This window comes from Marinobacter sp. CP1, from assembly GCF_001266795.1.
Classification (GTDB): domain Bacteria; phylum Pseudomonadota; class Gammaproteobacteria; order Pseudomonadales; family Oleiphilaceae; genus Marinobacter; species Marinobacter flavimaris.
On the sequence record NZ_CP011929.1, the window covers coordinates 3,812,535 to 3,830,800 of the forward strand.

13 protein-coding genes are annotated in these 18,266 nt (G+C 58.7%); 7 read left to right on the plus strand and 6 right to left on the minus strand.

Annotated features, from left to right (window positions below):
• Positions 1-7 precede the first annotated feature (7 nt).
• The 4 genes from ACP86_RS17545 to ACP86_RS17560 all read left to right on the plus strand — a co-directional run bounded on the left by ACP86_RS17545 (position 8) and on the right by ACP86_RS17560 (position 6,040).
• Positions 8-2,305 carry a DUF1631 domain-containing protein gene (locus ACP86_RS17545; protein WP_053114920.1) on the plus strand — a complete coding sequence of 766 codons (2,298 nt, stop codon included), beginning with the start codon at positions 8-10 and terminating at the stop codon, positions 2,303-2,305.
• Between the two features lie 114 nt (positions 2,306-2,419).
• Entirely contained in the window at positions 2,420-3,001 is a 582-nt protein-coding gene (gene ampD, locus ACP86_RS17550) for a 1,6-anhydro-N-acetylmuramyl-L-alanine amidase AmpD (protein WP_228732831.1), read from the plus strand.
• On the plus strand, positions 3,002-3,889 hold the full coding sequence (locus ACP86_RS17555; RefSeq protein WP_008172824.1) for a hypothetical protein: 888 nt from the start codon (positions 3,002-3,004) through the stop codon (positions 3,887-3,889). It abuts the gene before it with no gap.
• 120 nt (positions 3,890-4,009) lie between these two features.
• Complete coding sequence (locus tag ACP86_RS17560; protein WP_053114921.1) at positions 4,010-6,040, plus strand: methyl-accepting chemotaxis protein; 2,031 nt, start codon at positions 4,010-4,012, stop codon at positions 6,038-6,040.
• Between the two features lie 46 nt (positions 6,041-6,086).
• On the opposite strand, the gene ACP86_RS17565 is transcribed toward ACP86_RS17560, so the two are convergent.
• From ACP86_RS17565 to ACP86_RS17585, 5 genes are all read right to left on the minus strand, one after another.
• Entirely contained in the window at positions 6,087-6,644 is a 558-nt protein-coding gene (locus ACP86_RS17565; RefSeq protein ID WP_014576743.1) for a cob(I)yrinic acid a,c-diamide adenosyltransferase, read from the minus strand.
• A gap of 13 nt (positions 6,645-6,657) precedes the next feature.
• On the minus strand, positions 6,658-7,551 hold the full coding sequence (locus ACP86_RS17570; RefSeq protein ID WP_053114922.1) for a ketopantoate reductase family protein: 894 nt from the start codon (positions 7,549-7,551) through the stop codon (positions 6,658-6,660).
• Between the two features lie 5 nt (positions 7,552-7,556).
• On the minus strand, positions 7,557-10,409 hold the full coding sequence (locus tag ACP86_RS17575) for a valine--tRNA ligase (protein WP_053114923.1): 2,853 nt from the start codon (positions 10,407-10,409) through the stop codon (positions 7,557-7,559).
• Positions 10,410-10,492: 83 nt separating this feature from the next.
• Complete coding sequence (locus ACP86_RS17580; protein WP_053114924.1) at positions 10,493-11,005, minus strand: DNA polymerase III subunit chi; 513 nt, start codon at positions 11,003-11,005, stop codon at positions 10,493-10,495.
• A complete protein-coding gene (locus tag ACP86_RS17585) occupies positions 10,992-12,485 on the minus strand; it encodes a leucyl aminopeptidase (protein ID WP_014576747.1) in 1,494 nt (497 codons plus the stop codon). The genes ACP86_RS17580 and ACP86_RS17585 overlap by 14 nt, the downstream gene beginning before the upstream one ends.
• A gap of 242 nt (positions 12,486-12,727) precedes the next feature.
• On the opposite strand from ACP86_RS17585, the gene lptF reads away from it, so the two are divergent.
• Together lptF and lptG are read left to right on the plus strand one after the other, a co-directional pair.
• Positions 12,728-13,837, plus strand: a complete 1,110-nt coding sequence (gene lptF / locus ACP86_RS17590; protein WP_008172817.1) for an LPS export ABC transporter permease LptF — start codon at positions 12,728-12,730, stop codon at positions 13,835-13,837.
• On the plus strand, positions 13,824-14,885 hold the full coding sequence (lptG, locus tag ACP86_RS17595; protein ID WP_053115564.1) for an LPS export ABC transporter permease LptG: 1,062 nt from the start codon (positions 13,824-13,826) through the stop codon (positions 14,883-14,885). The genes lptF and lptG overlap by 14 nt, the downstream gene beginning before the upstream one ends.
• Positions 14,886-14,914: 29 nt before the next feature.
• On the opposite strand, the gene ACP86_RS17600 is transcribed toward lptG, so the two are convergent.
• On the minus strand, positions 14,915-15,454 hold the full coding sequence (locus ACP86_RS17600) for an RDD family protein (protein WP_008172814.1): 540 nt from the start codon (positions 15,452-15,454) through the stop codon (positions 14,915-14,917).
• Between the two features lie 141 nt (positions 15,455-15,595).
• On the opposite strand from ACP86_RS17600, the gene alaS reads away from it, so the two are divergent.
• The gene (alaS, locus tag ACP86_RS17605) at positions 15,596-18,226 is read left to right on the plus strand and encodes an alanine--tRNA ligase (RefSeq protein ID WP_008172812.1); all 2,631 of its coding nucleotides are present in this window, start codon (positions 15,596-15,598) and stop codon (positions 18,224-18,226) included.
• Positions 18,227-18,266 lie beyond the last annotated feature (40 nt).

Genomic DNA, 18,266 nt, shown 5'->3' on the forward strand with positions numbered 1-18,266 from the left:
CAGCGAGATGGTGCACGATAACAAGGTTGTCAGCTTTTCAGGCCAGAAACCGCCCGCCCGGTTTTCTTTGCCTGCGTCCCTTGTGCGCCTGCGTGACGCATCGGGTCAGTCCCTCAAGTCCGTTCTTGCCAGTTTTTTCGATCGTGCCGATGATGCCCTGTTTGAACTCGCCGACAGAGCCGGCTCCAACCTCGACCAGACCGCCTACTTTGATGCCATGCGGGAGCTCAGGCTTCGTCGCAAGGCCATGGTGGTCTCGATCCTCCAGTATGTCAGCCAGGCTTTCAATGAAATCGGCAGGTTCCAGCCCCAGCATAGTGCCAGGTCCCTGGATGAAGTTGACGAGGACTCTCTCAGCCTCGTTGACCATTCCCAGCTTGAGCAGCAGGTGGCAGTCGACAATCTCATAAATAAACTCCGGAACCGTTATACCGAACAGATCCGTCTGCTTACCGTCCGGGTCGGGCATCTGGTGCCGGGCATCGAGCTGAAAGACGCACAAATGCCGCTGAGCCCGGAAATCATCTGTGGCGGTGTTGCCGAGGCCTGTGCAGACCTCGACATTGATATCCGGGCCAAGCTGGTGGTTCTGAAGCTGTTTGATCGCCTGCTTGCCGATACCCTCGGTGATTTCTACAAAGAAGCCAATCGCACCTTGATCAGTGAAGGCGTAATGCCTGACATGAAACGACCGCCCACCGGCAAGGTGCCCTCCCGCTCCGGTCAGCGTGGGTCAGGAGAGAGTTCAGTGCCGACCAGTGCCAGCGGCCGGGCGGATTCTGCCAGCCAGGGTCAGGGTATGTCTCAGTCACAGGCTACTTTCTCGGAGCTCAGCGCGCTGTTGCATCGCGGTGAGTCCAATGCTGTCACTGGCGGATCCCCGGTCGGCGAAAGCTACATTGATACCGACAGGCTCATGGCCCGTTTGACTGAAGCGCAGTCGAGCAGCAGGCAATGGGGTGAAGGTACCGTTGTACCTCTGAACGAGCAGCTTCAACCCATCCTGCGTTCCGGCGATGGCAATAGCCTGAGCGTTGGGCAGGTCGACAGTGACGTGATCAATCTGGTTTCCATGCTGTTCGACTTTATTCTGGAAGATCGCCAACTGCATCCGGTGATGAAAGCATTGATCGGGCGCCTGCAGATTCCGGTGCTGAAAGTGGCGCTTAGTGACAAGAACTTTTTCAACCGGGGCGGTCACCCGGTTCGAAAACTGCTTAACGAGCTGGCACTTTCGGCCATTGGCTGGACCGAGAAGAAGGCCGGGCAAAGAGACCCGCTTCGGGACAAAATCGAATCGGTGGTAGATCGGGTTCTGACAGAGTTCACTACCAACGTCTCTCTGTTTGAGGAGTTGTTGAAAGATTTCAGCCACTTCATGGATCTCGATCGCCGACGTCGTGAGCTCGTCGAGCAACGTCTTCGGGATGCTGAAGAAGGGCGGGCTCGACAGGAGCGGGCGTCCCAGGCGGCGGAAGGCCTGGTTAAGGAGCTGACAGAGCAGCGGGACGTACCCGAACCGGTTGCCGGCCTCCTGAGCGAAGCCTGGACCCGGTACCTGCAATGGGTTGTCCTCCGGGAGGGCGAGGAAAGCGACCGGTGGCAGCACGCCCGGAACCTGACCGAGCAGTTGGTCTGGAGTGTGGATCCGCGCCCGGTCACTGATACCACCAGGTCAGATCTGCTGAGGGCAATACCGGCCATTGTGGACGACCTTCGCAAGGCACTGCAGGATATTTCCTGGGACCCGTTTGCCACCGATGCGGCCATTCGCGACCTTGAACTTGCCCATGTGGACGTTTTCCAGCGATTGGTGACGGCTCCGTCCAGGCCGGAATCACCTTCGGAACCAGAGGATCTGCTCGTTCCGGAACCCGCTGCTGAGCAGCCCGTCGAGCCCCCTGAGCCGGCAGCCGAAGACGCTGTCAAAGCAACGCCCGCGCCGGCCGAGCCTGAAGTGCCTGTTTCTGTGGTCAGCGAGGCTGCCTCCCAGGCGGACGCTGAAACGCAGACTGCTTCAGTATCTCCAGAGTGGCTGTCAAAGGCCGAAAGCCTGCGTGTGGGTTCCTGGATTGAACTTACCCGCGACGAAACCCGGGTGCGCTGTAAGCTTGCGGCCTTTATCAAGGCTACTGGCAAATATATCTTTGTGAATCGCAGTGGCGCGAAGGTGGCAGAGTATCTGCGTCAGGAACTGGCCGCCGACATGGAATCCGGGAAAATCAGCATGCTGGATGATGGTCTGATCTTCGACCGGGCACTGGAGTCGATCATCGACAACCTGCGCAGCAGCCGCAAGGACTGATTCGTAGCAACCGTGGCAACTTTGTGATTCAATCAGAGGCTGTAATGCTCTGAAACTTTTGGAATTACTTTGCCCGATTCAGACGTTTTTTCCGAACGCCCTACCGCCTCCGGTATCGATGGAAATTCGCTTCGCGAAACCGGGCGGATTTCCTTCGCCCGCTGGACCCCTTCGCCGAATTTCGGGCCTCGTCCGGATGGAGCGGGCATCTCTCTTCTGGTCGTCCACAATATCAGCCTGCCTCCGGGCCAGTTTGGTGGCCGCGAAATAGAAGACTTCTTCTGCAACCAACTCGACCATTCTGCGCACCCCTACTTCAAGACTATCGAGGGCGTCCAGGTGTCTGCGCACCTGCTGATTCGCCGCGATGGCGCGCTGGTGCAGTTTGTCAGCCTGCTTGATCGGGCCTGGCATGCCGGCCGATCGTGTTTTGAAGGGCAGGAGGAATGCAATGATTTTTCCATCGGGATTGAGCTGGAAGGGACCGACGACACCCCTTACACCACCGAGCAATATCGCATGCTGGCGAAAGTGGCGGACCTGATTATGACGGCCTGGCCGGATATCACGGCCAATCGGATTACCGGGCACTGCGACATTGCGCCCGGCAGGAAGAGCGATCCCGGCCCGGCTTTTGACTGGCGGTATTTCCGGTCAGCCCTGGAAATAGTCCGAGGATCGGGGAGGAACGTCTGAATGGTATTTGTTGTGTTTCTTCTGGCCTACATGGTACGTAGGCGTCTGGATTCCCTGGACATGCTGTCTGGCGATGAGGTCTGGCGCCGTTGGTTCCGCTACGGCAGCCGGGTCAGGGCGGGCCATGAATCGGGGATAGCAACCGGGCTGGCACTGGTCCTGTTGCCGGCCCTGATACTGGGGCTTGCGGAATACCTGCTGGTGTCTTCTGGCTGGAGAATGGCGGCTTACCCGCTGGAGTTCCTGGTGCTGGTCGTCCTTATGGGAACGCCGGGCTGGCGACAGGTACTGCGGGCCTATGCGGAGGCGTGGCATCGGGGAGACATGCAGTCGGCCTGGCATCATGTGAAAGACCTTCTTCCGGCCGATGAACGGGGAGCCGCAGTGTCTCCCGAGGCCATGCACCTCTCCCTGTCCAAGGCACTGATGGTTTCGGTGTTCCAGCGCTTTTTTCTGGTGGCTTTCTGGTATGTGGTTGGCGGTATCGGTCTCGCGGTCCTGGCGCGTGGGCTGGTAGCGCTCGCCGAGCAATGGCCGCAGGCGCCGGCCAGGCCCAGGTTTGCAAAAATGTCCGACCTTGCCGGCTGGATTCCTGCCAGGCTTTTGTCGTTAACGTTCGGAATTGCCGGAGATCTGGCCGGCTGGCTGCGTGAAACTCGCCAGACTCTGACCGGAATCTCCAAAAAAGCGGGCGAGGTACTCATGATTTCGGCCAACGGGTCGTTAACCGGGTATGCACTGGATCCAGCGAGGTTTTCCCGGATTCACCCGGATGAGTGGACAGCGTTTGGGGGAAGGAGTCTGCGAGCGGTAAGGGATCTGCTGAACAGAAGCATGCTGGTATGGATATGCATACTCGCCCTGCTGGTTATTTCCGGCGTCGTTTAGCCCGGATTTTATAAAACATTGCAGTTTAACAACAAATAAAGCTTAAGTTTTTAAGACTTTAGGCGACAATAGAAGAAAAGAATTAACGTTCAGTGGTTATTTGCCAGCACGAGGGTCCCTGTGAAGCAACTCATTAATCCTGCCATTGCCCTGATGAACCGGCTGCCGATGGTCTACAAGTTCAGTCTCATCAGCATTCTGTTCCTTTTACCAATTGGCGGGCTGTCCTGGCTTGCCATTTCCGAGCTGAATCGCTCGGTTCAGACCATGACCCGGGGTGTCGAGGGGCTGGAGCAACTCCAGCAAGTGGATCGGCTGGTGGATGCGGCGATGGATTATCGAGACTATCGCTCACCGGCGATCATCAAGGATGAGAGTGCCATTACCGCAGTTTCCGAAGAAGCGGCCACTGAGATTGACAGCCTGCTGGCGGCTCTGACCGCAGAAGAGCGCTCGTTTGATACGACTGGCTCCTGGGCCGATCAGGTTGAAGGCCTTCGCCAGGAGTGGGAAGCATTGCGGGCCGATGACAATTACCAGGGCAGCTTCGATCCTCAGTTCAAGTATTATCAGGAATTCGTCCAGAAGGCACAGGCGCTGCTTTCGGCCACCATTGAAATCTCTGGTTTGGGGCAGGGGGCCTCAAGAGAAAACCAGTTGATTCTGGGCCTGGTCCAGGACTCTCTCCCGGCTGCACGCACCGTGATCGGTCGGGCAAAATCCTACGGAATCTTCGCACTGGTCGAGGGGCAGGTAGGTTACGCCCTGAGCGAAACCCTGAACGAAATCTATGACCAGTTGACCAATCGCACCTCCTTGCTTTCACCGGCTTTGGCTCTTGCTTCTGAAGCATCGCCGGCCCTCGCCAATCAGGCAGGCAACGCCATTCAACGGGTTGACGAGAGTTTGATGGTGGTTCGGGATCATCTGGATCTGAACGTGATAACGCCCATGCGTCTGGAAATGCCCTGGACCGAATACGACGATCTGATGTCCGGGCAGTTGGCCCACTACGACGACGTCAAGACGGCTGCCTTCAGCGTGGTCGACTCGAACCTGCGCGCACGGCTCGAGAGTGAGATCAACCAGCGTCGCCTGATTGTGGTTGCCCTGATCGCCGTGCTGCTTGTGGTTGTCTATCTCTACATCGGCTTCTTCATGTCCGTACGTACCGCCATCAACCGCTTCAGCGAAGCCGCACGGAACGTTGCCGCCGGCGACATGACCACGCACATCAGTTTGCGCAACCGCGATGAGCTGGGCGAGTTGACGACGGAATTCAATAACATGACCGACCGGATTGCCGAGCTGATCCGCTCTGTCAGCCGGACGACGGCGGACGTAGACCAGCAGGCCACCCGGGTCAATGACACCGCTGCGGCCAATAGCGAAGCGGTTGCGCGTCAGATGGAAGAAAGCGGCCAGATCAATGAAGCCATGAACCAGATGGTTGAGGCGGTTCATGAAGTCACCGAAAGCGCGCACCGGGTTGCGGACAGCGCGAGCAATGCCGAACAGGACACAGAAACCGGCCGGGGCGTGGTGGCCGACACGGTTGAAACCATCAACAAGCTGGCGGGTGAAATCTCAGGCGCGGTGGAAGTGATCAACCGGGTCAGCAAGGACAGTGACAACATCAGTCAGGTGCTGGTCGAGATCAAGGCCATCGCCGAGCAGACCAACCTGCTCGCCCTGAACGCCGCGATCGAGGCGGCCCGGGCCGGGGAGCAGGGGCGTGGTTTCGCGGTGGTTGCCGATGAGGTTCGCTCGCTGTCACAGCGCACGCACAAATCGACGGAAGAAATCGAAGGCATGATTTCCCGGCTCCAGAGCGGCGTCAAAGACGCGGTGTCGGCCATGACCAACAGCCGGGACGTGACCGAGGCAACGGTGCAGAAGTCCGGAGAGGTGACAGAGGCCCTGGATAGAATCGCCAAGGGCATCTCCGTGATCGTGGATATGAGTCACCAGATCGCCCAGGCCGCCGAAGAGCAGTCTGCCGTCGCGAAAAACGTGAACTCGAACGTTGAGCAGATTGGCGAGCTGGGCCAGAAAACCGCCGCCAATGCTGAAGAAACCCTGGGTTCTTCCAGAGAAATGTCGCAACTGACAGCGTCGCTTCAGCGTCTGGTGGAAGCCTTCAAGGTCTGATCGGTGCGACCTTTGCGCGCGATCAGGCGCATAAAAAATCCGGCCCTTAGAGGCCGGATTTTTTTTGTTCCCAGAGAATCTCTTCGCCACCCTCGCGCCGGGCCAGTACGCGGGCGATGACAAACAACAGATCCGATAGACGGTTCAGGTAGTGTCGGGAAGCGGTGTTGATAGAGTCCTCATGGCCGAGGGCGACGACAACCCGCTCTGCACGACGGCAGACCGCCCGGGCAAGGTGACATTGGGCGGCGCCGGGACTGCCTCCGGGCAGGACAAAATTCTTCAGCGGTGGCAGGCCTTCGTTGTGCCGGTCCAGGGTGCCCTCCAGCCATTCGATGTGTTCGTCACCAATCACACGGCTGCCGGGGATGGCAAATTCGCCCCCCAGGTCAAACAGATGGTGCTGAATGCGGCGCAGGCTCTCCACCAGTTCGTCGTCGCTGTCCAGGGTTTCGATTAGCAACCCGATATGGCAGTTGAGTTCATCAGCGGTGCCCATGGCTTCAACTCGCTGGGCATTCTTGGCAATCCGGTTGCCATCGGCCAGGCCCGTGGAGCCATCGTCTCCGGTACGGGTGTAAATCTTGGAAAGGCGGTTGCCCATCAGTCTGCTCCTGTTAATGTGACGACAGTTGTTGTACCCGTTCGGTCAGCATTTGGTTCACCGGCGTGTCGATACCGAGTTCTTTTCCTAGTTTTGCCAGATACCCGTTGATAAAGTCTATCTCGGTTTGGCGTTTGCGGAGAACATCGGCACGCATGGACGATGTGTTACCCGCGGTGTTTTGAGCGACCTGTTCAATGCGTTGGCGCAGGGAATCCGGTGTTTCCGTGATCTGGGCGGCGGCGCTCATCAGCTCTGATAGTTCCCGGCAAAGCTCGTCGATGGTGTTCTGATATAGCCCTGCAGACAGGATGTCGCCATTGGGGCAGTTCAGGATGGCGGTGTAGGGATTGATGCCCGCATTGACGATCAGTTTCTGCCAGAGTCGCTGAAGGATGGCCGGCTCCCGATGGATGGCCAGGCCGGAGTCTTCCAGCATGGCGACCGCGCGGTCCACCGAGAATCTGGCCTGCTCCGTCAGCGGACCCACCCAGGTATCGCCGGTACCGGCATGGACGAGAAGCCCCGGTTCAGGTCGATTTGCGCCCTCGGTGGTGGTTGCGGCCAGGATCGGGCGCTCCGGCCACCGCTCGGCGACAGCTTGCTGGCTGCCCAGTCCGTTCTGGAAAAGCAGGATGGGGATATCAACGGGTAATTGGTCGATCACGCCTGCTACAGCGCTCAGGGTATCACCGGCCTTGGTTGTCACCAGCATCAGGTCCGGCGTGTCGCCGGTCGTGAGGAAGGGAATCTGTATGGAGGATTCCGGCCCCTCAAAGGGCCGGAAACGGTAATCGACGCTTGAGTCGGTGGGCTCGCCCGGTTTGGCGACGAAGGCAACGCAACCGTTGGGTAGCATTGCGCCCCAGAGCCTTCCCAGAGAGCCTGCACCGAGAATACCGATCATGCCGGTTACATGGCCTCGATATCGGCCCTTTGCTGGCTCAGGCGGGCCTGGCTGCTTTGGGCGTCCCGGAGTTTTTCCTGTTCCTTCTCGACCACCTCGGCCGGAGCCTTGGCCGTGAACTTCTCGTTACCCAGTTTACCCTCCAGGCGACCGATCTCTTTCTGCAGGCGTTCCAGCTCCTTGTCCAGACGCTTGAGTTCGGCTTCCTTGTCAATCAGGCCGGCCATGGGAACCAGTACTTCCATGTCTCCCACCAGTTGGGTGGCAGACATGGGGGCTTTGTCACTCTCAAACCAGTCCAGGCTCTCCAGCTTGGCCAGGGAGCTCAGGAACTGGCGATTGTCATTCATGCGGCGCTGATCCTCGGCGTCTTTGCCACGCAGCAATACCGGGATCTTCTTCGCCGGCGAGATGTTCATTTCGCCCCGGATGTTCCGCACGGCAACGATCACCCCCTTGAGCCATTCAATATCAGCGGTAACCGCTGAATCCTGCTTGGTGGCATCCGGTTGCGGGTAGGCCTGCAGCATGATGCTGTCGCCAGTCTTGCCGGCCAGGGGCGCGATCCGCTGCCAGATTTCCTCGGTGATAAACGGCATCATCGGGTGCGCCAGGCGCAGAACGGATTCCAGTACGCGCACCAGGGTGCGACGGGTGCCACGTTTGGCTTCGGCACTGGCGTCTTCATCACTGAGCACAGGCTTGGACAGCTCCAGATACCAGTCGCAGTATTCGTTCCAGATGAACTCATAGAGCGCGTAGGCCGCCAGATCGAAGCGGTACTGGTCCAGGTGACGGATCACGTCCTGCTCGCAGCTCTGCAGCTCGCTGATGATCCAGCGGTCTGCCAGAGACAGTTCCACGGGCTCGTCATTCACGCCACAGTCTTCGCCTTCGGTGTTCATCAACACGTAGCGGGCTGCGTTCCAGAGCTTGTTACAGAAGTTGCGGTAGCCTTCCAGGCGCTTCATATCCCAGTTGATGTCGCGGCCGGTCGTTGCCATGGCGGCAAGGGTGAAGCGCAGGGCATCGGTGCCGTGGGCGGTGATGCCCTCCGGGAATTCCTTTTTGGTGCGCTTGCCGATTTTCTCGGCCAGCTTGGGCTGCATCAGGTTGCCGGTTCGTTTCTCCAGCAGGTCATCCAGGCTGATGCCGTCGATCATGTCCAGCGGGTCGATCACGTTACCCTTGGACTTGGACATCTTGTCGCCGTGCTCATCACGGATAAGGCCGGTGACATAGACGGTATGGAAGGGCACCTGGGGGCTGCCGTCTTCGTTCTTCATAAAGTGCATGGTCATCATGATCATCCGGGCTACCCAGAAGAAGATGATGTCGAAGCCGGTGACCAGCACGTCGGTCGGATGGAAGGTTTTCAGGCGCTCGGTGATCTCTGGCCAACCCAGGGTGCCGAACGTCCACAGGGCAGAGCTGAACCACGTATCAAGAACGTCTTCATCCTGCTCGAGGGCGACATTGGCGTCCAGGTTGTGCTTCTGGCGCACTTCATCTTCGCTGCGGCCCACGTAGATATTGCCGTCGGCGTCGTACCAGGCCGGAATGCGGTGGCCCCACCAGAGCTGGCGCGAGATACACCAATCCTGGATATCGCGCATCCAGGCGAAGTACATGTTCTCGTACTGCTTGGGTACGAACTGGATACGACCGTCTTCCACCGCTTCAATGGCCGGCTTGGCCAGGGTCTTGGCATCGGCAAACCACTGGTCGGTGAGCATGGGCTCGATAATCAGGCCCGACCGGTCACCGCGTGGAACGCTGAGTGCGTGATCCTCGATGTTCTCGACCAGCCCCTCGGCTTCCATATCGGCAACGATTTGCTTGCGCGCCGCTTCGCGGGTCAGGCCAGCGTAGGCGCCCGGCATGGTGCCGTCGAGTTCGGTGTTTTCGGTGCCGTCGGCATTGAACACCTCGGCCACGTCCCGGATGTTGGCGTCCTGGGTCATGACGTTAATCATCGGCAGATTGTTGCGCTTGCCCACGGCATAGTCGTTGAAGTCGTGGGCCGGCGTGATCTTCACGCAACCGGAGCCTTTCTCCGGATCGGCGTGATGGTCGGCAACGATGGGGATACGGCGGTTCACCAGCGGCAGCATCACGTGCTTGCCAATCAGGTGCTGATAACGCTCGTCTTCCGGATGCACGGCCACGGCCGTGTCACCGAGCATGGTTTCCGGCCGGGTAGTGGCAACGATCAGGTAATCCTTGCCATCCTGGGTTTGCGTGCCGTCAGCCAGCGGGTAACGCAGGTGCCAGAAAAAGCCTTTTTCTTCCTTGTTTTCAACTTCCAGATCGGAGATGGCGGTGTGCAGTTTCGGGTCCCAGTTCACCAACCGCTTGCCGCGATAGACAAGTCCCTCGTCGTACAGGCGGATAAACACTTCCTGAACGGCTTTGTAGAAGCCGTCGTCCATGGTGAAGCGTTCGTTGTCCCAGTCCACGGAATTGCCAAGGCGGCGGATCTGGCGGGTGATGGTGCCCCCGGAGTGCTCTTTCCAGTCCCAGATGCGCTTGATGAATTCTTCCCGGCCCAGATCGTGGCGGGTCTTGTCCTCTTCCGCAGCGAGTTTGCGCTCAACCACCATCTGGGTGGCAATGCCGGCGTGGTCGGTACCAACCGTCCACAGTGCGTTACGGCCCTGCATGCGCTTGAAGCGGGTGAGGGTGTCCATGATGGTGTGCTGGAACGCGTGGCCCATGTGCAGGCTGCCGGTTACGTTGGGCGGCGGGATCGCGATGCTGTAGGACTGGCCTTCACCGCTGGGGCGGAAGTACCCTTTGGATTCCCAGTTTTCGTACCACTGGCGCTCGATGTTTTCTGGCTGGTAGGTTTTTTCCATGGGGTTCTGCAGTGACCGTTGGTTGATTCACAAGGGAAAATTGAGACGCACGATTATACATGGTCGCCCTGTTTGCGGCGAACCTAACGCTTCCTCTGATCATGCACCCGGGGTTCAATCCCCAGTGCCCGCAATTGCTTGAAGTGTGACCGCGCCTGATTAAGAACATTCGGGTCGTTATGGGCAACCAGGGCCAGTCGCTTGAACCGGTCGGCATCCGCCGGCAAGGTTGCGGAGAGAATGATCACGGTATCCCAATCCTCTGGCGCCGGCGGGCAAAGCAGAATGCCAACGGGGTCGGAGCAGGTTGTGGCGGAGTCCGGAACAACGCTATGGGGGATGAATGCGTCCGGGCTGAAGTTCCAGAGCAGGTCGTCCAGCTCATCTGCGTGTTGCATGGTATCGCACACGACGCACACGCGGTCGCCCTGCTGCCAGGCTTTGTCCACGAGTTTTGCAGCGTGGAGATTGCGTGCGGCGGGCGTGTTCTGGGCAAGGATGTGAAACCAGTAGCGCTGGTTCCGGTCTTCCTGTCCGGAGTGGCCGGCAGCCGGGCTGCCGGTCTCCGAAGAGCTGGAGGGCTTACTTTCCTGCATGGGACATCAGGTAGTCGACCAGCATGGGCACCGGGCGACCGGATGAGCCCTTGGCTTTGCCGGAGTGCCAGGCGGTGCCGGCGATGTCCAGGTGCGCCCAGCGATAGTCCTTGGCAAAGCGGGAAAGGAAACAGGCCGCTGTTATGGTCCCTGCAGGGCGGCCACCGATGTTGGCCATGTCGGCAAAGTTGCTGTCGAGCTGGCTCTGGTATTCGTCCCAGAGCGGCAGGCGCCATGCCCGGTCACCGGCACGCTCGCCGGCAGCAAGAAGCTCGTTGGCCAGTTCATCGTTGTTGGCCAGCAGGCCGGTGGCGTGATTGCCAAGTGCAATGATGCAGGCGCCGGTCAGGGTCGCCAGATCGATGACGGCGGCCGGGTCAAACTTCTTCACGTAGGTGAGGGCATCGCACAATACCAGGCGCCCCTCGGCGTCGGTGTTGAGGATTTCAACAGTCATGCCGGAGAGCGTGGTCACGATGTCGCCAGGGCGGGAAGCGCCGCCATCCGGCATGTTCTCTGCTGCGGCAATCACAGCCACCACGTTGATCTTGGGTTGGGTTTCGGCGAGCACTTTCATGGCGCCGAAGACACTGGCGGAGCCGCCCATGTCGTACTTCATTTCATCCATGCCCTCGCCGGGCTTGAGGCTGATACCGCCGGTGTCGAAGGTGATACCTTTGCCCACAAGTACGTGGGGCTTGTCCTTGGCCTTGCCACCACGGTATTCCATCACGATCAGTCGCGGCGGTTGGGTGCTGCCTTTGCCCACGGCCAGGATGGTGTTCATGCCCATCTTTTCCATCTGCTTTTCGTCAAGCACTTCGGTCTTGATGCAGTCGTAATCCTTGGCCAGCTTCTTGGCTTGCTGAGCCAGCCATTCCGGGTGGCAGATGTTGGGCGGCGTGTTGCCCAGATCCCGGGTGAGATTCATACCACGGCCGGTGGCCAGGCCGAGGTTGAAGGCATCCTTGAGGGCCTTGCCGGCACTGGAGGCATGCACAATAGCTTTGTTGAGCTTCCGGGCGGCGGGTTTTTCGCTCTTGAAGTCGCTGAAGGTGTAAAGCTGATCTTCAAGGGTCCGGCCAATCAGGCTGAGACGGGCTGCTTCAGAACTCACAGCTTCTTCGCCGGTTACAGGGGTATCTGCGAGGGCGATGGCGACGCTTTTGGACGGACCGTCCTTGAGCGCGGTCATCATCGCGATCAACGCTTTACGGTAGTTGGCGGGGCTGCGATCTTCATCCTTGCCAGTACCAACCACAAGCAGGCGAGTCCAGGGCTGATCGGTCAGGGGAATGGTCAGCGTCGTGGCATTCTTGCCGGACAGGTCACCGGCCTTCTGGAGTGTCTTGATCATCCCGCCCAGAGCCTCATCGGCCTGATTCGTCGAATCGGGCCAGGTGCCTTTCTCAGGCAAGCCAACTACGAGACAGTCTGCTTTGGTGCTGGCGATGGCTTTACTGCTCAGGCTGAAATTCATGGCAACTCCTGTTGATTGTTCACGAGGCTCCCGCCGGCGGCGGGAATCGTTCTTGATTGTGATCTAGTCTAGCATTGGGGCTTGCGGGGAAATTATCAAGCGATTGGCGCCGCTTCCGTGCCTGTGTGTGCCTTCATGCCGGTGTAATGCCGCTACTCTGTCATTCGGCACCAAGGTTACATAGAATACGCGCAGTTCCCAGCGACCTCCACGTTTCAGCGGATACCGCCAGAGAGACCGATTTGAGCATCATTTTCCGTTACCTCATACGCCAGATCATGATCAGCATGGTTGCCGTTTCGGGCATCCTGCTGCTGGTGTTCATGAGTGGCCGTTTCCTGAAATATCTCGACAGTGCGGCCCAGGGCAGCATTTCGGCCGGTGTGCTGCTGGAGATCATGGCCTTTCGGTTTCCGGGTTTTCTTGAGCTGATTCTGCCCCTCGGGCTGTTCATCGGTATCCTGCTCGCCTATGGGCGTATGTATCTCGAAAGCGAAATGACGGTCCTGTCCGCCTGTGGGGTGAGTGACAAGGCACTGTTGGGAAAAACGCTTCTGGGCAGTCTGCCAGTGATGATCATTGTCGGTGCCATGAGTCTTTACGTGTCGCCCTGGGGAATGAATCAGGTTCAGGAAATTCTGAACGAACAACGAAAGGCAACCGAGTTTGAAATGCTTGCGCCCGGGCGCTTCCAGGATTTTTCCTCTGGCGGACGGGTGACCTATACCGAGGCTTTGAGTGAAGACAAGCGCCAGTTGCAGGGCGTTTTTATCGCCGAGTACGCGCCGGACGGGCGTGGCCTGACGATCATAACCGCAGATTCCGGCTCCCAGCTGATCGATCCGGAAACCGGCAGCCGTTTTCTCATTCTGGAAAACGGCGGTCGCTTTGAGGGCGCCGCGGGCCAGCTGAATTACAATGTGATCGATTTCGAAGCCTACGGTCTGAAGATTGAGGGCGGCGAGGCTGGCACCAAGCAGCGGGAAGAGGGCGCCAGTACCTGGAGCCTGATGCAGTCAGACCGCCTGGAAGATCGTGCGTTGCTGCACTGGCGTTTTTCGCTGCCGCTCATCGTGCCAATTGTGACGTTGCTGGCAGTGAGGCTGAGCCGCGTGAATCCACGCCAGGGCCGGTTCTTTCATCTGTTACCGGCAATGCTTGTCTACATTACTTATCTCGGGCTGCTCATTGTCGCCCGGGACTGGCTGGCGGCCGGCAAGGTCCCGGAATGGCTGGGCATGCTCTGGGTCCACGCGTTGTTCCTCGGCTTCGGGCTATGGCTTCAGTTCGGCCCAGCGTGGTTGTACCGCCGGCGCCTGATTCGGGATGGGGGTGCTCGTGCGCAAGATTGACGGGTATGTAATGCGCACGGTTGGCGGTGCGATGTTCCTCGTGATGATGGTGGTGTTGTCCCTTGATCTCATTTTTGCGTTCATCGCCGAACTGGATGACATCCGCAACAACTACCAGATCCAGGACGCACTCTGGTATGTCTTTCTGACCCTGCCAAGACGAATCTACGATTATCTGCCGCTGGGTGCCTTCATGGGCTGCCTGGTGGGCCTGGGTTCTATGGCCAGTTCCTCGGAGTTGACGGTTGTACGGGCTGCCGGCGTATCGCTCAAGCGTATTGTCTGGTCCGCAATGAAGCCGGCGCTGGTTATCGTGGTTATGGGTGTATTGATAGGCGAATATCTGGCTCCGCCTGCCGAGCGCGTGGCCCAGAGTTACAAGGCGGTGGCATTGGGCGCCGGTAGCAACGTGGCGTCGGCTTCGGGGGTCTGGCACAAGGAAGGGGATTCATACATCCATCTGAATGCCGTGCAACCGAATGGCGTCCTGCATGGAGTGTCGCGTTTCCAGTTTGATGATGATCGGCAGCTGCTGGCCGCAAGTTTTGCGGAGCGAGCGATTTATCAGGGCGACCACTGGTTGCTGGAGAATGTTCGCACCACGAGCTTCGAGGATGATCGGACAGTACGCGTTGACGACCGGACCCTGCGCTGGGAAACCGGCCTCTCGCCCGGCGTTCTCAGCGTGTTGATCGTGAAGCCTGAGAATCTTTCGATGACCGGACTCTACACATACGCCACCTATCTTGGCGAGCAAAGCCTCAACGCCTCCCGCTATTGGCTGGCGTTCTGGAAGAAGGCGCTCATGCCTCTGGGAACGGCGGTCATGGTGCTGGTGGCAATATCCTTCATCTTTGGGCCGTTGCGCTCGGTAACCATGGGATTCCGGGTGTTTACCGGGCTGTTGGTGGGGCTTCTGTTCAAATATATGCAGGATTTTCTTGGGCCAATGAGCCTTGTATACGGGTTCAACCCAATGCTTGCGGTGCTGGTGCCCATCGCGGTAAGCGCCGTGGCTGGTGGCATCCTGATGCGGCGGGCTGGTTGACCAGCCCTGCTATCCCACCGGCTAAACCATTACTTTTTGGTCGCTTCTTTGGGTATGGATACAACCACGCTGTCAGAGAGGCGGTCGGTAATGGACAGACCATTGATCGGATAGAACAGCGCAACAATAGCCGGGATGCCCAGAAACAGGGTGGCAGCTCCGAGGTAGTAGCTGCCCAGAAGTGTCAGGAAGATCACAGCCGCCGCCGTCACGTAACGCCTGAGCGCCTTGCTCCAGCTCACCGAAGTACCATCAATGTTTTCAATTCGAATCCGCCAGACCTGCATCCCCAGGGTCTGGCCAATGCGCGTCCAGAAATAGGCAAAGAACAGGTAAAGGATCAGGAACAACGTGAACGTCAGCCCCGGGTCCCCGGAAAGCTGGCCTGCCTCGGCCATCTGTTCGTACCTGTCCCAGCCGGTGATCCAGCCAGCCACCATGGTGTATCCCCAGGTAGCGACAAGCAGCACGGCAATGCTGATCAAACCGTCGTAAATAATGGCAAGGGCACGTTTGAGGGCGGTGGCTGGTGGGAATAGTTCCTCGGCGTCATGGAAGCGTCGGGGCATGGAATCTCCTGTGATGTTTCACGTTTTTCCTGTTCTCGGCGTGTGCTAGAGTAGCGGATTTGCACAAGCATGTAAGTATCCGTATTCAATCGCGGACCGGGCGGCATTTCCGCCGGGTTTCTGGAAAGGTATCAAAGGGCTATGAAAACCGCAGAGTTGCGACAGGCATTCCTCGATTATTTCAAGCAGCAAGGTCACACCATTGTTCCAAGTAGTTCGCTGGTACCTGCGGACGACCCCACATTGTTGTTTACGAATGCGGGAATGAACCAGTTCAAGGACCTGTTCCTGGGTCGTGAAGAGCGCGACTACACCCGGGCAACCTCGTCCCAGAAATGTGTCCGCGCTGGCGGCAAGCACAACGACCTCGAAAACGTCGGTTACACCGCCCGTCACCACACCTTCTTCGAGATGCTGGGCAACTTCAGCTTCGGTGATTACTTCAAGCGGGAAGCCATCAACTACGCCTGGACATTCCTGACCGGCGAGAACTGGCTGAACCTGCCTCAGGAGAAACTCTGGGTTACCGTTTACGCGGAAGATGACGAAGCCTTCGACATCTGGAACAAGGAAATCGGCGTGCCGGCAGACCGTATCGTCCGTATCGGCGATAACAAAGGCGGCCGTTACGCCTCAGACAACTTCTGGCAGATGGGGGACACCGGTCCCTGCGGTCCCTGCACCGAAATCTTCTACGATCACGGCCCGGATGTTGCTGGTGGTCCCCCCGGATCACCGGAAGAGGACGGTGACCGCTACATCGAAATCTGGAACGTGGTGTTCATGCAGTACAACCGCACCGCTGACGGTGAGATGTTGAAGCTGCCCAAGCCGTCTGTTGACACTGGCATGGGTCTGGAGCGCATCACGGCGGTTCTGCAGGGTGTTCACAGCAACTATGAAATTGATCTGTTCCAGGATTTGCTGGCAGCCGCCTCACAGATTCTGGGCGGTGCCGCAACCACGGAAGCATCTTTGCGTGTGGTCGCGGACCACATCCGTTCCTGCGCCTTCCTGATCGCGGACGGCGTCATGCCCTCAAACGAGGGGCGCGGTTTTGTGCTGCGCCGTATCATTCGCCGCGCGGCACGCCATGGCAACAAGCTGGGTGCAACCGGGCCGTTTTTCTACAAACTCACCGGTGCACTGTGCGAGCTGATGGGCGAGGCCTTCCCGCAGCTGGTCAGCAGCCGCAAACAGATTGAAAAGGTTCTGCTGCAGGAAGAGGAGCAGTTTGCCAAGACGCTGGACAAGGGTTTGCGTCTGCTTGAGCAGGACATTGCCGAACTCAAGGGTGCCGAGATTCCGGGCGAGACAATCTTCACGCTTTATGACACCTATGGTTTCCCGGTCGACCTGACCAACGACATCGCTCGCGAACGAGGCCTGACGCTGGATTACGAAGGTTATGAGAAGGCGATGGAAGGTCAGCGCGAGCGCGCCCGGGCAGCCAGCAAATTCGGCATCGACTACAACGCCGCGGGCCTACAGCTCGAGGGCAAGACCGAGTTCACCGGTTACGAGCACATTGACGGCCACGAGAAAATCCGTGCAGTCATCGTGAACGGCGAGGAAAAGACCGCCGAAGCCGGTGATGAGGCCGTTGTGGTGCTCGAACGTACGCCGTTCTATGCCGAGTCTGGTGGCCAGGTCGGCGATACTGGTCTGCTGACCTGGAGCGGCGGCCGGTTCAAGGTAACGGATACCCGCAAGGAGGGGGATAACCACCTGCACCTTGGCACCCTGATCGAGGGCGAGCTGTTTCCGGGGCTGGAAGTCGATGCGCGGATTGATCACGCCCGTCGCGAGCGAACCAAGCGTAACCACTCCGCTACGCACCTACTGCACGCGGCCCTGCGCAAGGTACTGGGTGAGCACGTTAGCCAGAAAGGTTCACTGGTGGACCCGGATAAACTGCGTTTCGATTTCTCCCATTTCGAGGCCGTTACTCCGGAGCAGCTTCGCGAGATTGAGCGCCAGGTGAACGAGCAGATCCTGGAAAACAGCCCGGTCCAGACCGAAATTACCGACATGGAAAAGGCCCAGGAAAAGGGTGCCATGGCGCTGTTCGGGGAAAAGTACGGGGATGTGGTTCGGGTACTCAGCATGGGTACCGACAATTACTCCGTTGAACTGTGTGGTGGTACGCACGTTTCCCGTACCGGGGACATTGGCCTTTTCCGTATTACCTCTGAAAGTGGCATCTCATCCGGCGTCCGTCGTATCGAAGCCGTTACCGGCATGGGCGCGCTGGACTGGATCGACGGCACCGAGCGTACCCTTCGCGAGGCGGCCCGTCTGGTGAAAGGCTCCCGCGAGTCGGTCATTGAAAAGGTCCAGCAGACGATTGACCGCAACCGTCAGCTTGAGAAGGAAGTGGGCGCGCTGAAGGCAAAACTTGCTTCCTCGGCCGGTACCGATCTGGCCAGCACCGCTGTCGACGTCGGCGGGCTCAAGGTGGTGGCTTCCGAGTTGGAAGGTGCTGACCGCAAGGCCCTGATGGAGACGGCTGATCAGCTGAAGAACAAGCTGGGCGAGGGCGTTGTGGTTCTGGCCAGCGTGGAAGATGGCAAGGTGACTCTGGTTGCCGGTGTTACAAAATCGGCCACGGGCCGGATCAAGGCCGGGGACCTCATGAAGCATCTGGCCGCGCAGGTCGATGGCAAGGGCGGGGGGCGACCCGACATGGCTCAGGGTGGTGGCAACGATCCATCCAAGCTGGAGGATGCCCTGGCGGGTGTTGCCGGCTGGGTCGAGAAAAATATCGCTTAAGCAACTGTTTTTGTCGGCGGGCTGGGGTTTATAATCTCGC